The following is a 15517-nucleotide window of genomic DNA, read 5'->3' on the forward strand; positions in this document are numbered from 1 at the left end:
TCCCACCACATTGATCGTTCCCACGCTCTGCGTGGGAATGCATCCCGTGACGCTCTGCGTCACATCAACGGCGGACGCAGAGCGTCCATGGCGGCATTCCTTTGCGGCGCATGGGAACGAACAGTCAAAAACAATTGCTTGACCAAGGAGAACGATCGTTCTACTGTTCGCAACATGAACGAAATAACCAGCAACGACACACGCGACATCATTCTGGACGTCACCGAAAAGTTGATCTACAAAAGTGGCATCGCGGCCACCGGGATGGATCTTCTGGTGAAAACCGCCGGCGTCTCCAGAAAGAGCATTTACCGCTACTTCGCCAATAAGGAGGAGCTCACCGTCGCGGCGCTGCAACGCCGTGATGTGCGCTGGATGCACTGGTACAGAAGCGAAGTCGACCAGGCCGAAACGCCGGCCGACCGCTTGCTCAACCTGTTTACCGTACTTAAGGCCTGGTTCGCCTCCGAAGGCTTCCGTGGCTGTGCATTCATCAACACCAGTGGCGAAACCGGCGACCCGCAAGACCCGGTTCGCCTGGTTGCCAAAGAGCATAAACAGAAGCTGCTCGACTACGTGCGCGAGCTCTGCACCGAACATGGCGCCACAGACCCGGAGACGCTGGCCAAACAGCTGCTGATCCTGATCGACGGTGCCATTACCGTGGCGCTTGTCATGGGTGATCACAGTGCCGCCGATAATGCGCAATGCATGGCGCGAAAGTTATTGGACCTGTAACACTTTAATCAAGCCCGACAACTTGCTAGAACTTTACTTTGATAGGGAGACTATTAATGTCTAATGCCGAAGTTCGTCCGCCATTGCCGCCGTTCACCCGTGAGTCGGCCATCGAAAAAGTACGCCTGGCCGAAGATGGCTGGAACTCCCGCGACCCGGAACGGGTATCGCTGGCCTACACCCTGGACACCAAATGGCGCAACCGCGCCGAGTTCGCCTACAACCGCGAAGAAGCCAAAGGCTTCCTGACGCGCAAATGGGCCAAGGAACTGGATTACCGCCTGATCAAAGAACTTTGGGCCTTTACCGGCAACCGCATCGCCGTGCGTTATGCCTACGAATGGCACGACGACTCGGGCAACTGGTTCCGCTCGTATGGCAACGAAAACTGGGAGTTCGACGAAAACGGTTTGATGGCCAATCGGTTTGCCTGCATCAACGACATGCCGATCAAGGAAAGCGACCGCAAGTTCCACTGGCCGCTGGGCCGCCGGCCTGACGATCACCCAAGCTTGTCCGACCTGGGCCTGTAACTTCACATAGACCAAATGTGGGAGTGAGCCTGCTCGCGATGACGGTTGAACATTCAACAAATAAGTTGCCTGTTACACCGCTATCGCGAGCAGGCTCACTCCCACAGGGTTTTGGGGTGTTCAGGCGACCGCGGCCTGCTGCCTGGCCGCTGCATTAGCTTCCAGCTCACGCACCAACGGCAACACCCGCTTGCCGAAATACTCCACTTCTTCCTGGAAGTGCAGAAACCCCGCCAATACCAGGTCCACGCCCACCGCTTTCAACGCGACGATCCGCTCGGCAATCTGCTGCGGCGTGCCGATCAGGTTGGTCTTGAAGCCGTCGTTGTACTGCACCAGATCGTCGAACGTCGACTTGGCCCAGTTGCCCTCACCCTCAGGTGACGCCCTGCCCGCCTGCTTCGCCGCATCGCCAAACGCATTCACCGCCTCGGGGTCCGCCTGATCGATGATTTGCGCCAGCACCGCTCGCGCTTCTTCTTCGGTGTCGCGGGCAATGACAAACGCGTTCACGCCGACTTTCACCGAATGATTGTTCGCCGCCGCCTTGGCGCGGATGTCATCGACCTGGGCCTTGATGCCTTGCGGGGTGTTGCCGTTGGTGAAGTACCAGTCCGAAACCCGTGCCGCCATGTCCCGAGCCGCGCGGGAACTGCCACCCTGAAAGATTTCCGGCTGACCCAGCGGTTTGGGTTTGAGGCTGTAGTTGTCGAAGCGGTAGAAGTCACCACGAAAGCTAAAGTTGTCCTGGCTCCAAATGCCTTTCAGCGAGCGGATGAATTCTTCGGAGCGGCGATAACGCTCGTCGTGTTCCAGCCAGTGTTCGCCAATCGCCTGGAATTCCCCCTTGAACCAGCCACTGACAATGTTCACCGCCACCCGGCCGTTAGTCAGCTGGTCGATGGTTGCCAACTGCTTGGCCGCCAGCGCCGGTTGCCAAGGGCCGGGCAGGATCGCGGCGATCACTTTCAGTTTGGTGGTGGCGGCGAGTAGCGCGTGGCTGAAGGCAACCGATTCGTGCTGGTACTCGGCGCCGTAACCGGCGGTGAAGCGGATCTGCGTCAGGGCGTATTCAAACCCCGCCTCTTCGGCCAGTTGCGCCAGTTTGCGGTTGTAGTCGATGCCCCAGTGGGTGCGTTGCTCGATCTTACTGACCACCAGCCCGCCGCTGACGTTCGGCACCCAGTAGGCAAATTTGACGGCTTGCTGACTCATTGGCATGTCCTCGGGACGTTAGGGATGTCCTGGGGTGAGAGCAGCAACCGTGCCAGCGTTGAAATCTTGAGGTGAGCGAACTTTGTGGCGAGGGGGCTTGCCCCCGTTCGACTGCGCAGCAGTCCGATTTTTTGGGGCCGCTTCGCGACCCAACGGGGGCAAGCCCCCTCGCCACAAAGTGTGGTGTGCCTGGGGCAAATTGCTGATGCACTGTTGTTACAGCAACAATTCACTGCGTACCGACATCCAGTTTCTCCAGTAAATCCTGGCTCGCGAGTTTCGGCATGGACCCTGCAATTGCCCCTGGCAAACGCAACACTTTCTACTGCCGCCCCAAGGAGCTGTCCCATGACCGAACACCAGGTAATCAATCCGCTGTCCATTGGCACCGACTATGAAGCGCTTGCCGAAAGATTCCGGCCGATCTTCCAGCGCATCGCCACCGGTGCCGTTGAGCGCGAACAGTCCCGCAGTCTTCCGTACGAACCGATTCAGTGGCTCAAGGACGCCGGTTTCGGCGCGGTGCGGGTGCCGATTGAATACGGCGGTGGCGGTGCCTCCCTGCCACAACTGTTTGAGTTGCTGATCGAACTGGCCGAAGCCGACTCCAACATCCCTCAGGCCTTGCGCGGACATTTCGCATTCGCTGAGGATCGCTTGAACTCGCCACCCGGGTCGGCGCGGGATCTGTGGTTCAAGCGCTTCGTCGACGGTGACATCGTTGGCAACGCCTGGACCGAAACCGGCAGCGTGGCGATTGGCGACGTCATCACCAAAGTCTCGCCTCACGGCGATCAATGGAAGCTCAACGGCGAGAAGTTCTACAGCACCGGCAGCCTGTTTTCCGACTGGATCGATGTGTACGCGCAACGCAGCGACACCGGCGCCGATGTGATTTCCGCAGTCCGGACCCGCCAGCCGGGCATCGTGCTGAGCGACGACTGGGACGGCTTCGGCCAGCGCACCACCGGCAGTGGTACTTCACGGTTTATCGATGCCGATGTAGAGGCCGAGAACATCATCGACTTCGCCACTCGCTTCAAATACCAGACCGCGTTTTATCAGTTGGTGCTGCTGGCAACCCTGGCCGGGATCGGTCGTGCGGCGTTGCGCGATGTGGCTCATCAGGTGCGTGAACGCAAACGCATCTACAGCCATGGCAATGCGCAGCATGTCAGCCAGGATTCGCAGGTGCAGCAAGTGGTCGGCGAAATCGCGGCATTGGTGTATGCGGCCGAAGCGAGCGCCTTGAAGGCTGCACAACCGACGCAGCGGGCTTATCTGGCGCGTTTCTCGGGTGATGAGGCCGCGGAAAAAGAAGCTAATGTCGCGGCGGAAATCGAATCGGCCAAGGCGCAGGTGGTGGTGTCGGAGTTGATCCAGCGAGCGACCACAGCGCTGTTCAATGCGCTGGGGGCTTCGGATACTCGGGTGGGTAAATCGCTGGACCGGCATTGGCGCAATGCGCGGACGGTGTCGTCACACAATCCGGTGATCTACAAGGCGCGGATTGTCGGGGACTGGGCGATCAACGGGACCGAACCGCCGTTTGTGTGGCAGATCGGCAATGGTCCGCACAACTAACCACCACCGCGCTGATCGTTCCCACGCTCCGCGTGGGAATGCATCCCGGGACGCTCCGCGTCCCAGCGTTAACAGCGGACGCAGAGCGTCCATGGCGGCATTCCCACGCAGAGCGTGGGAACGATCAGCTGTAGGAGGACAACTTTATAGGTAAGATATCGGCCCTTCCCCGCAGCCTTGTCCTGCACCCCGCCGAATAAGCCGATTCCATGCCTTTCGAACTCAGTGTTGACCTCACCACCCTGGCCATTCTGGCCCTCGTCGCTTTCATTGCCGGTTTCATCGACGCCATTGCCGGCGGCGGTGGTCTGTTGACCACTCCGGCGCTGCTGACCGCAGGCCTGCCCCCGCATCTGGTGCTGGGCACCAACAAACTCAGTTCGACGTTCGGCTCGGCCACCGCCAGCTTCACCTTCTACCGACGCAAGCTGTTCCATCCAAGGCAGTGGATGCACGCGATTGTCGGCACGCTGGTGGGCGCGCTGACCGGTGCCGTGGTCGCTCACTACCTGCCGGCTGAATGGCTGAACAAGATGCTCCCGGTGATCGTTTTTGCCTGCGGCGTCTATCTATTGTTTGGCGGCACGCCGAAAGCGCCGCTGGACAGCGACGCACCGATCAAGAAAAAGTGGCAATCGACCCAAGGCTTCGGCCTGGGCTTTTACGACGGTGTGGCCGGTCCCGGCACGGGCGCGTTCTGGACCGTCAGCACGATGCTGATGTACCCCATCGATTTGGTGAAAGCCAGCGGCGTGGCGCGCAGCATGAACTTCGTCAGCAACATTGCGGCACTGTCGGTGTTCGTGTTTTCGGGACAAGTGGACTGGATCATCGGCCTGAGCATGGGCCTGTCGGTGATGGTCGGGGCGTTCTTCGGGGCTCGCACCGCCATCAGCGGCGGTGCGAAGTTCATCCGCCCGGTGTTTATCACCGTGGTATTGGGCTTGACCGTGCGGCTAGCCTGGCAACACTGGTTCAGCGTGGCCTAAGCGCCGCGCCACATAGACGTCGATCAGGTAACGGGCAATCGAGCGTGACGCCGGCAACGGCGGCAGCTCGTGCACGTTGAACCACTGGGCGTCTTCGATCTCGTCTTCCTGACACACGATCTCGCCACCGGCGTACTCGGCATGGAAACCCAGCATCATCGAATGCGGGAACGGCCAGCACTGGCTGCCCATGTACTGGATGTTCTTGACGTCGATCTGCACTTCTTCGCGGACTTCACGAATCAGGCAGTCTTCGGCCGATTCGCCCGGTTCGGCAAACCCCGCCAACGTACTGTAGACACCGGCGACAAAACGCGGCGAACGCGCCAGCAGGACTTCATCTCCCCGGGTCACCAGTACGATCATGCTCGGCGAAATGCGCGGATAGCTGCGTAAATCACACGGCTCGCAATACATCGCCCGTTCCCGGGTCACCTGGGTCATCGCCTGTCCGCAGTTACCGCAAAAGCGGTGTTCGCGGGCCCAGGTACCGATTTGCGCGGCGTAGCCGAGCATCTTGTAAACCGTATGGTCGCCTTCGAGCATGAACGCCCGCAGGCCTTTCCAGTTGCAGCCCGGCACTTCGCTGTGACTGCGTAGCTCCAGCAAATAGACCGGTTCGCCGTCCAGGTGACCGATGCCATGTTCGGCGAGGATCGACAGGTCCTGGCGCTTGAGCCATTCGCGGGGGAACAGCGCGCCATTGTCATCGAACAGAAAGCCTTCGGGGCTGCGCGCCACCGCCCAGCCGCCGGGCTGATCGGTGTCCAGTACTGCAGTGGTCCAGCGTGAAGTCATTTTCAATCAATCCAGAAATTCAGGTTTCTGTTTGCTCATATGGGCGGCCATGGCCACGCGCAGATCGTTGGATTGCAGCATGGCGGCGTTCCAGGTGGCGACGTATTCGAGGCCGTCGTCGATGCGATGGTCGCGCATGTAGCTGATCATCTCTTTGGTGCCGGTGATCGCAATCGGCGACTTGCTGGCGATCTCCCGGGCGATGCCCATGACACCGTCGAGCAGGCTGGCGGTGTCGCTGTAAACGCGATTGACCAGGCCCATGCCACGCGCTTCTTCGGCGCCGAACGTGCGACCAGTGTAAGCCAGTTCACGCAGCATGCCGTCACCGATGATCCGCGGCAAGCGTTGCAAAGTGCCAACATCGGCGGCCATGCCGATGTCGATTTCCTTGATCGAGAATTGTGCGTCTTCAGCGGCGTAACGCATGTCGCACGCGGAAATCAAATCAATGGCGCCGCCCAGGCAATAACCCTGAACCGCCGCCAGTATCGGCTTGCGGCAATTGTCGACGGCATTGAAAGAGGCTTGCAGGGCGAGAATCTTGCGACGCAGCAGGCGCGCGTTGCGCCCCACGTCCTTGCCCAGTTCATTGGCCACACCGGCCAGCATCATCAGGTCGATGCCGGAAGAAAAATGCTTGCCCGCACCACTGAGCACCACCACGCGGACTTCATCGGTGTCGTCGACCCATTGGAAAATCTCGATGATTTCGCTCCAGAACGCAGCATTCATCGCATTGATCTTTTCTGGCCGGTTGATCTGCACATGGGCGATTTTATCGGCCAGTTCGACGGTGAACGCAGTGTACTGAGACATGGCAGTGATCCTTTTACCGGGCAGAAAATGAGGCCCGGACTATAACAAGGCAACATGGCCGGCGGTAAGGCAGCGGTTCGGCCAAAGACAGGACTGGTCGTTATGCACCACAACAGTGCGCGAACGTGACCGCGCTTCGCACATTCATGTGACACCTAAATTATTTTTTGAGGCAAAAAGGTAAAAAAACATGCCCTTCATCGGGGCATTTTCCCTTCCAAGCGGTACGTCCGTACCTCTTTAAACCGATTGTCGAACAATTTTGCCATCCAGCGTCCCCCGCTCTAAGTTCTGGCCTAGACTCAGTTCCGCCAGGTAAAACCGGTCGGTCACAAAGTGAAAAAAAAGTCGAAACTTTTGCCGGTCGTGACGAGTCAGCTTAAAAGGAGGTGCGTTGCGACTGGTGCAATCCTTGCAACGATCTCTCCAGCCATTGTGCTTCAACGTGTTGGCAGCGTTTGCTCACCGATGCGTAGCGCGTTTGCGCCCGGCCACAGGAATTGGCCACGAAACAACGTTTCTGCCAGACCTAAGAATTAGATCAACAACATGGGAGATTCATATGATCAGTGCGGCTTTAGATATTCAGGGAGAACGTGCTCATCAGCAAGTCGGCGAAACAAGCGCCGTGAGTGCCCCCAGTCACCAATCGATCAGCGTCCCCGGCACCAAGACGCTGGCACCGGTGGCCAGTCGGAATCCCAACAGGAAGAAAGTGCTGTTCGTCACCTCGGAGATCGCCGACCTGGTGAAAACCGGTGGCCTGGGCGACGTTTCAGCAGCGCTGCCGCGAGCCATGGCTCATTTGCATGATGTGCGAGTGTTGATCCCCGGTTATCCGCAAGTGCTGCACAGTGAAAACCCGATTCATATCATTGGTGAGCTCGGTGGTCACGCCGCGTTGCCTCCCTGCAAGATCGGGCGTATGGACATGCCTGACGGTCTGGTCATTTACGTGTTGATCTGCCCCGAACTCTACGAGCGCGAGGGTTCGCCTTACGGCGCCAACAACGGCCGCGACTGGCCGGACAACCACATTCGTTTCGCCCGCCTGGGCCTGGCAGCCGCCGATATCGCCGCCAACCTCGCACAAATTCACTGGTGCCCGGACCTGGTGCACGCCCATGACTGGCCTGCCGGTCTGGCACCTGCTTACATGCACTGGCGTGGACAGCGCACCCCGACGCTGTTCACCATTCATAACCTCGCCTACCAGGGCGTGACCAGTCTTGGGTCGTGCCCGGAACTGGGTATTCCCATGCATGCCTTGCAACAGGAAGGCATGGAGTTCTACGGCAAGATGTCGTTCCTCAAGGCCGGCATGGCTTATTCGAGCCACATCACCACCGTCAGCGCCACCTATGCCCAGGAAATCACCACCCCGGCCTTCGGCTGCGGCCTCGACGGTTTTCTTGCCGCCAAGACCCAGCAAGGTCTGCTCAGTGGCATTCCCAATGGCATCGATGAAAGCTGGGACGCGGCCACCGACCCCCATTTGTTCTGCCCCTTCAAAATTGGCGACTGGGAAGGCAAAGCGGTCAACGCCGCCCACGTGCGTGAGCTGTTCGGCCTGGAAGATTCCAAAGGTCCGCTGTTCGCCGTGGTGTCGCGACTGGTCTATCAGAAAGGCCTGGACCTGACTGAAGCCGTCTCCGAGTACATCGTCAAATCTGGCGGGCAAATCGCGATCATCGGTCGTGGCGAGCCGGAAGAAGAACAAGCCATGCGTGAACTGGCCCTGCGTTTTCCAGGCCAGATCGGCGTGCGCATCGGTTTCAACGAGACCGACGCCCGGCGCATGTTCGCCGGCAGTGATTTCCTGCTGATGCCTTCGCGTTACGAGCCTTGCGGGCTGAGCCAGATGTACGCCCAGCGCTTCGGTTCGTTACCGGTGGCACGCAACACCGGAGGGTTGGCCGACACCATTGAAAACGGCGTGACCGGTTTCCTGTTCGACGAATCCACTCCTGAAAGTTATGAGGAAGCGCTAAGCCGGGCCTTCAAGGTTTTTGCATTCCCCGACCTGCTCAATGCCATGCGCTGCCGAGCCATGGCCGCGCCTTTCAACTGGTGCAAGGCGGTCGAACCGTACGCCGAACTCTACGAAAAACTGGTGACCAAAGCGCTGGGCAAATCGGGCAAACATTAAGAGGTTTTCAAAGATGCCGTTACGGACCCTTGAGACCTGGCCCCACGGCGCAATCATGCTGGACGCAGAACACACGCGTTTTGCCTTGTGGGCGCCAGATGCGTTTTACGTCAGTGTCGAACTGGAAGATGGACAATCCTTGCCGCTCCTGCCCCAGGCAGATGGCTGGTTCGTGATCAATACCCGCTGCCCCGCTGGCACGCGTTACCGCTACAACATCGACGGCGAGCTGGAGGTGCCCGACCCGGCCTCCCGCGCGCAGGCCGGTGATATCGACCGCCACAGCGTGGTGGTCGATCCACTTGCCTATCAATGGCAACACAGCGCCTGGCTCGGACGGCCGTGGAACGAGGCGGTGATCTACGAATTGCACGTCGGTGCGCTCGGCGGCTTCAGTGAAGTCGAGCAGCACCTGGCACGCCTCGTGGAGCTGGGCATCAGCGCAATCGAATTAATGCCGCTGGCGCAGTTCCCCGGTGATCGCAATTGGGGTTACGACGGGGTTCTGCCCTACGCGCCCCAAGCCTCCTACGGCACTCCCGAACAACTCAAACACCTGATCGACACCGCCCACGGCCATGGCCTGGCGGTGATTCTCGACGTGGTCTACAACCACTTCGGCCCGGACGGCAATTACCTGCATCGCTACGCCAAGGGTTTCTTCCGCGAAGACAAGCACACCCCGTGGGGTGCGGCGATCGACTTCCGGCGTCGCGAGGTGCGGGACTTCTTCATCGACAATGCGTTGATGTGGTTGCTGGAATACCGCTTCGATGGTTTGCGCCTGGACGCGGTGCATGCCATCGAAGACCCGGACTTTCTTCGGGAACTGGCACAAAAGGTTCGCCAGCAAGTCGATCCGGCCAGGCATGTGTGGCTGACCGTTGAAAACGAACACAACCAGGCCAGCCTGCTCGAAGAAGGCTTTGACGCGCAGTGGAACGACGACGGCCACAACGCCTTGCACGTGCTGCTGACCGGCGAAACCGACGCCTATTACGCCGACTACGCGCAAAACCCGACTGAACAACTGGCGCGCTGCCTGAGCCAGGGCTTTGTGTTTCAGGGCCACGTCACCCGTCACGGCACAACCCGTGGCGAGCCCAGTGGTCATTTGCCGCCGACGGCTTTCGTGCTGTTTCTGCAAAACCACGACCAGATCGGCAACCGCGCCCTGGGTGAACGGCTGCATCAACTGGCCAATCCCGACGCGCTCAAGGCAGCCACCGCATTACTGCTGTTGTCACCGATGATCCCGCTGATGTTCATGGGCGACGAGTTCGCCGCCGAGCAACCGTTCCTGTTCTTCACCAGTCATCACGGTGAGCTGGCGGAGTTGGTCCGCGAGGGACGACGCAACGAGTTCGCCGCCTTCAGCGCGTTTGCTGATCCGCACACACGCGAGCAGATTCCCGATCCCAACGCGCGCCAGACCTTCGAGGCTTCACGCCCCGAGCTGACGTCAACTCGACACTCCGCCATGCACGAGTTGTATCGCCAACTGTTGCAGATCCGCCACCAGCAGATCATTCCCCGTCTTCCAGGTGCGCAAGCCCTGGGCGCCGAGGTGCTGGCCACAGGCGCGGTGACGGCGCGCTGGCGACTGGGCGATGGCAGTCAGCTGCGCATTGACCTGAACCTCAGCGACACAGCTGTGGTCCACTCCCCACAGGCCGACGCTTCGTTGTTGTTGTTCGAATACCCGCCACAGTCAGCCGGCCTGTTGGATCAGGGCACACTTGCCCCGTATTGCGCGCTAGTCAGCCTCACGGCCGCAGCCCCTTTGCTACCCCCGGATGGAGAGCGCCAATGAGCGATGCGCAATTGGAAATACTGGCCAGCCGAGCTGGCCTGGCCGTCGACTGGATCGACGCCAACGGCCGCCCACAGAAAGTCGCGCCATCAGTGTTACGCAATGTCCTCACCGGACTCGGCCACCCGGCTGGCAGCGCTCAGGAAATCGACGCCAGCCTGCTGGAACTGCAGCAGGTGCAACAAACCCGACACCTGCCACCGCTGCTGACCGCAGACTTCGGTGTCGGCCTCAGCCTGGCGCATTACTTTGAGCCCAATACACCGTGCGAGATCCACCTTGAAGATGGCTCGCGACTTCATTTGAAACTGGATGCCGAGGCGGTATTGCCCGGCCTGGTCCCGGTCGGTTATCAACACGTCAGCATCGACGGACAGGCATTTACGCTGGCCGTGGCACCGGCGCGCTGCTACAGCGTCGGCGATGCCGTCGACAGCCCGATCCCTCGCGCCTGGGGCCTGAGCGTGCAGCTGTACTCGCTGCGTCGTCCGGGCGATGGCGGTTTTGGCGATACCCAGGCGCTGGAAGACCTTGCGCGGGTGGCCGGCGAACGCGGTGCCGAAGCGCTGGCGATCAGTCCGCTGCATGCGATGTTCGGCAGCGATACCCAGCGCTACAGCCCGTACTCGCCTTCCAGCCGTTTGTTTCTCAACAGTCTGTACGCCGCACCCGCCGCCATCCTGGGTGATCGAGCATTGCGGGCCGCGATAGATGCAACCGGCCTGGCGGCAGAACTCAAGCACCTTGAAGCCTCGCCGTTGATTGATTGGCCAGTGGCTGCCGAAGCCAAACATCGTCTGTTGCAGGCGTTGTACGAAGGCTTTGTCCAGGGCGAACACCCGCTGCATGCCGACTTCAGCAGTTTCCGCCACGCCGCTGGCGAAGCCCTGGAAAACCACTGCCGCTTTGAAGCCATTCAAGAAGCCCGCGCCGCCAAAGGTGAAAGCCTCGACTGGCGGCATTGGCCCGAGCAATGGCAAAACCCGCGCAGCGCGGCCCTGGCTGAATTCGCCGAAGAGAACGCCGGGCGCATTGGCTTCTTTGCCTTCTGCCAATGGCTGATCACGCGGTGCCTGGAACGGGCACAAACCGCCGCCCGTAGCGCCGGCATGAGCATTGGGCTGATCGCCGATCTGGCGGTGGGCGCCGATGGCGGTGGCAGTCAGGCCTGGAGTCGTCAGGACGAATTGCTCGCCTCGCTGACCGTGGGTGCACCACCGGATATCCTTAATCGTACCGGTCAGGGCTGGGGAATTTCCGCGTTCTCGCCCGAAGGCCTGGTACGCAACGGCTTTCGTGCCTTCATCGAAATGCTCCGCGCCAATTTTGCCCACGCCGGTGGCCTGCGCATCGATCACGTCATGGGCCTGCAACGGCTGTGGGTGATCCCCAATGACGCGTCCCCCGCCGACGGCGCCTACCTCTATTACCCGGTGGACGACCTGCTGCGTTTGCTGACCCTCGAGTCCCATCGCCATCAGGCCATCGTCCTTGGCGAAGACCTCGGCACCGTGGCTGACGGTCTGCGAGAAAAGCTTATCGCCCGCTCGATTCTCGGCATGCGCGTGCTGCTGTTCGAGCAGGACAACGCGCACTTCAAGCCGATTCTCGACTGGCCAGACAACGCACTGGCGACCACCAGCACTCATGACCTGCCCACGCTCAATGGCTGGTGGCATGGCCGCGATATCGACTGGAACGCCCGACTGGGCCTGGTCGACGCCTCGGGTGAAATCGAATGGCGCCACCACCGCGAACGCGAGCGTGAAGGCCTGCGCCGGGTGTTGAGCGAGGATCCGCAGAACTTTCGCGAAGAGTCCCATGAAACCGATCAGGTACTCGACGCCGCCGTACGTTTCCTCGGTCATACCCGTGCGCCGCTGGTGTTGCTGCCGCTGGAAGATGCCCTGGGCATCGAGCAGCAGGCCAACTTGCCCGGTACCATCGACACGCATCCCAACTGGTCCCGACGCTTGCCCGGCGACAGTGAAGCCTTGCTCGATAACCCGGACGCCGCCCGGCGCCTGGAACTGCTCGCCTGTGCGCGGCTTCAGGCGGCCGAGCGTGACCAATGAAGCAAACGCTTATCCAACCGCTGCGGGCAACCCTGCGGCTGCAGTTTCATAAAAACTTCACGCTGGACGATGCGGTGCCACTGGTGCCGTACTTTGCCAGCCTCGGTATCAGCCACGTCTATGCGTCACCGCTACTGAGTGCTCGCGCCGGTTCCATGCACGGCTACGACGTCGTCGACCCGACCACGGTCAACCCCGAGCTGGGCGGCGAAGCGGCGCTGCGGCGTTTGGTCAGCGCATTGCGCGAGCAGAACATGGGGCTGATCCTCGACGTCGTCTCCAACCACATGGCCGTCGGCGGTGGCGATAATCCCTGGTGGCAGGATTTGCTGGAATGGGGACGCTTGAGCCCTTACGGCGAGTTTTTCGATATCCAGTGGCATTCACCCGATCCGTTGATGGAAGGCCAGTTGCTGTTGCCCTTCCTCGGCAGCGACTACGGCATCGCCTTGCAGGACGGCACCCTGCCCCTGCGCTTCAATGCGCAAAAGGGCATGTTTTATGTCGAGCACTACGAGCACCACTTCCCGATCTGCCCGACGAACTACGGCGAACTGCTCAGGACCGATGACCCACTGAGCGCCGAATCGCTCAAGTCGCTGGCAGACCGTTTCAGCGCCTTGAGCTACCAGACTGACGCCCACAGCCTGGCAATACCGCTGAAAACAGAGTTGCGCGAGCTGGCCAATGATCCGGCGATTCTGCGGGCCATCGAGCAAAACCTCAGCACTTACGACTCGCTCACGGCTGAAGGTTTCCAGCGCCTGCACCAGTTGCTGGAACGCCAAAGTTATCGTCTGGCCAGTTGGCGTACGGCGGCCGATGACATCAACTGGCGGCGTTTTTTCGATGTCAACGAACTGGGCGGCCTGCGGGTCGAACGCCCCGCCGTGTTCGAAGCCACCCACGCCAAAATCTTCGAGCTGGTGGCCGAAGGCCTGGTTGACGGTCTGCGCATCGACCACATCGACGGTCTCGCCGACCCACGCGGCTACTGCCGCAAACTGCGGCGGCGAGTCGACAGCTTGTCGCCGGATCGGCACCTGCCGATCTACGTCGAGAAAATCCTCGGCGAAGGTGAAACCCTGCACCGTGACTGGTCGGTGGATGGCACCACGGGTTACGAGTTCATGAATCAACTGTCGCTGCTGCAACATGCTCCGGAAGGCGCCGACACGTTGGCCGAATTGTGGAATCGCTACAGCGAACGGCCCGCCGATTTCCGTCAGGAAGCGCAACTGGCCCGCCAGCAGATCCTCAACGGCTCCCTCGCCGGAGACTTCGAAAGCGTCGCCCAGGCCCTATTGCAAGTGGCCCGGGATGACCTGATGACCCGCGACCTGACCCTGGGCGCGATTCGTCGGGCGTTGCAGGAACTGATCGTGCATTTCCCGGTGTACCGCACCTACATCAGCCCCCGCGGGCGTTCGGCTGAAGACGATGTGTTTTTCCAGCAAGCCATGACCGGTGCCAGGCATGCCCTCAGCGAAGCCGACTGGCCGGTGCTCGATTGCCTGGCCCGTTGGCTCGGGGGTGAATCATGGCGCAAACGCCCGTTGGGCCGGCCGCGCAAGATGCTCAAGCATGCCTGTGTGCGTTTTCAGCAACTGACGTCGCCGGCGGCGGCGAAAGCCGTGGAGGACACCGCGTTCTATCGCTCGGCGACATTGTTGTCACGCAATGACGTGGGCTTCAGCACCGAACAGTTCAGCGCCCCGGTGGCCGATTTCCATGCGGCTTGCGTCAACCGTCTCGACGAGTTCCCCGATAATTTGCTGGCCACCGCCACCCACGACCACAAACGCGGCGAAGACACCCGCGCGCGCCTGGCGGTGCTGAGCGAGCGCAGTGCCTGGTACGCCGAGCAAGTCCCGCTCTGGCAGGCCCTGGCCCGCCCCCTGCGCGACGACGACCAGATGCCGACTGCGGGCGATGAGTTGATCCTCTATCAAGCGATCCTTGGCAGCTGGCCGCTCGATTTGCGCCGTGACGATCAAGCAGCGCTGGAGAACTACACTCAACGAGTGTGGCAGTGGCAACAGAAAGCTTTACGCGAAGCCAAGTTGCAAAGCAGCTGGAGCGCGCCGAACGAGGCTTACGAACAAGCGGTTCACCGATTCCTGCAACGTCTGCTGCGAAGTCCCGAAGGTGAACCGTTACGCGCGGCCCTCGGCAAGGCAGCCATGACCATCGCCGTACCCGGCGCACTCAATGGATTGGCGCAAACCTTGCTGCGCATGACAGTGCCGGGGGTGCCGGATCTTTATCAGGGCAACGAGTACTGGGACTTCTCGCTGGTCGATCCGGACAACCGCCGGCCGGTGGATTACGCCAGCCGTCAGCAGTCGATGCAGACACCCTCGGAACTGCCCGAGCTGTTGGCTGGCTGGCGGGACGGGCGCATTAAACAAGCGCTGATCGCTCAGGTGTTGAACTTGCGGCTCGAGCACACCGAGCTGTTTCGGCGAGGGACCTATCAAGCCCTTGAAGTCGTCGGCAGCCAGGCTCACAGGGTGCTCGCATTTGCTCGCACGCTGGAGGGAAAACGCGCCGTCGCGATCGTGCCGATTCGCTGCGCCGAATTGCTGAAAAACAGTGCCGAGCCCCGTATTGACGCGCCGCTGTGGGGCGATACACGGGTCAAATTACCGTTCACCGCCCCTGATGAAAATTTGAAGGGACTTTTTTCAAGCACAACAGTCACACACCAACGGGAGCTGAACATCAGCGACGCGCTGGGAGATTTCCCGGTCAATCTTTTAATCCAAACTACCCATACTTGAGTTCAGTTCAGGAGCATTGCG

Annotated in this window: 11 protein-coding genes; 8 read left to right on the top strand and 3 right to left on the bottom strand. The window is 60.6% G+C overall.

What is annotated here, in order from left to right:
* Positions 1 to 174: 174 nt before the first annotated feature.
* Positions 175 to 738: a TetR/AcrR family transcriptional regulator gene (locus tag ACQ4OB_RS13945; protein WP_074876746.1), complete on the top strand. Its 564-nt coding sequence runs from the start codon at positions 175 to 177 to the stop codon at positions 736 to 738.
* Positions 739 to 794: 56 nt separating this feature from the next.
* On the top strand, positions 795 to 1271 hold the full coding sequence (locus ACQ4OB_RS13950) for a DUF1348 family protein (protein WP_010460010.1): 477 nt from the start codon (positions 795 to 797) through the stop codon (positions 1269 to 1271).
* Positions 1272 to 1391: 120 nt separating this feature from the next.
* Here the strand turns inward: ACQ4OB_RS13950 and sfnG are convergent, their stop codons facing one another.
* A complete protein-coding gene (gene sfnG / locus ACQ4OB_RS13955) occupies positions 1392 to 2486 on the bottom strand; it encodes a dimethylsulfone monooxygenase SfnG (protein ID WP_074876751.1) in 1095 nt (364 codons plus the stop codon).
* A 348-nt stretch (positions 2487 to 2834) separates the two neighbouring features.
* On the opposite strand from sfnG, the gene ACQ4OB_RS13960 reads away from it, so the two are divergent.
* On the top strand, positions 2835 to 4070 hold the full coding sequence (locus ACQ4OB_RS13960; protein ID WP_430955873.1) for an acyl-CoA dehydrogenase family protein: 1236 nt from the start codon (positions 2835 to 2837) through the stop codon (positions 4068 to 4070).
* A gap of 209 nt (positions 4071 to 4279) precedes the next feature.
* Positions 4280 to 5059, top strand: coding sequence for a TSUP family transporter (locus ACQ4OB_RS13965; protein ID WP_008152714.1), 780 nt, complete (start codon positions 4280 to 4282; stop codon positions 5057 to 5059).
* On the opposite strand, the gene nudC is transcribed toward ACQ4OB_RS13965, so the two are convergent.
* A complete protein-coding gene (gene nudC, locus ACQ4OB_RS13970; protein ID WP_074876754.1) occupies positions 5027 to 5857 on the bottom strand; it encodes an NAD(+) diphosphatase in 831 nt (276 codons plus the stop codon). The two genes, ACQ4OB_RS13965 and nudC, sit on opposite strands and share 33 nt — an antisense overlap.
* 6 nt (positions 5858 to 5863) lie before the next feature.
* Positions 5864 to 6676, bottom strand: coding sequence for a crotonase/enoyl-CoA hydratase family protein (locus ACQ4OB_RS13975; protein ID WP_430955874.1), 813 nt, complete (start codon positions 6674 to 6676; stop codon positions 5864 to 5866).
* A gap of 562 nt (positions 6677 to 7238) precedes the next feature.
* Between ACQ4OB_RS13975 and glgA the strand changes: the two genes are divergently transcribed.
* From glgA to ACQ4OB_RS13995, 4 genes are read left to right on the top strand one after another with little or no spacing between them, the layout of a single operon-like run.
* A complete protein-coding gene (gene glgA / locus ACQ4OB_RS13980; RefSeq protein ID WP_074876758.1) occupies positions 7239 to 8825 on the top strand; it encodes a glycogen synthase GlgA in 1587 nt (528 codons plus the stop codon).
* Between the two features lie 13 nt (positions 8826 to 8838).
* Positions 8839 to 10638, top strand: a complete 1800-nt coding sequence (gene treZ / locus ACQ4OB_RS13985; RefSeq protein ID WP_430955875.1) for a malto-oligosyltrehalose trehalohydrolase — start codon at positions 8839 to 8841, stop codon at positions 10636 to 10638.
* Positions 10635 to 12713 (top strand): 4-alpha-glucanotransferase, encoded by a 2079-nt coding sequence (gene malQ / locus ACQ4OB_RS13990; RefSeq protein ID WP_430955876.1) that lies wholly within the window; start codon positions 10635 to 10637, stop codon positions 12711 to 12713. The genes treZ and malQ overlap by 4 nt, the downstream gene beginning before the upstream one ends.
* Positions 12710 to 15496: a malto-oligosyltrehalose synthase gene (locus tag ACQ4OB_RS13995; protein WP_430955877.1), complete on the top strand. Its 2787-nt coding sequence runs from the start codon at positions 12710 to 12712 to the stop codon at positions 15494 to 15496. The genes malQ and ACQ4OB_RS13995 overlap by 4 nt, the downstream gene beginning before the upstream one ends.
* Positions 15497 to 15517 lie beyond the last annotated feature (21 nt).

This window comes from Pseudomonas sp. ES4, from assembly GCF_050586665.1.
Lineage (GTDB): Bacteria > Pseudomonadota > Gammaproteobacteria > Pseudomonadales > Pseudomonadaceae > Aquipseudomonas > Aquipseudomonas frederiksbergensis.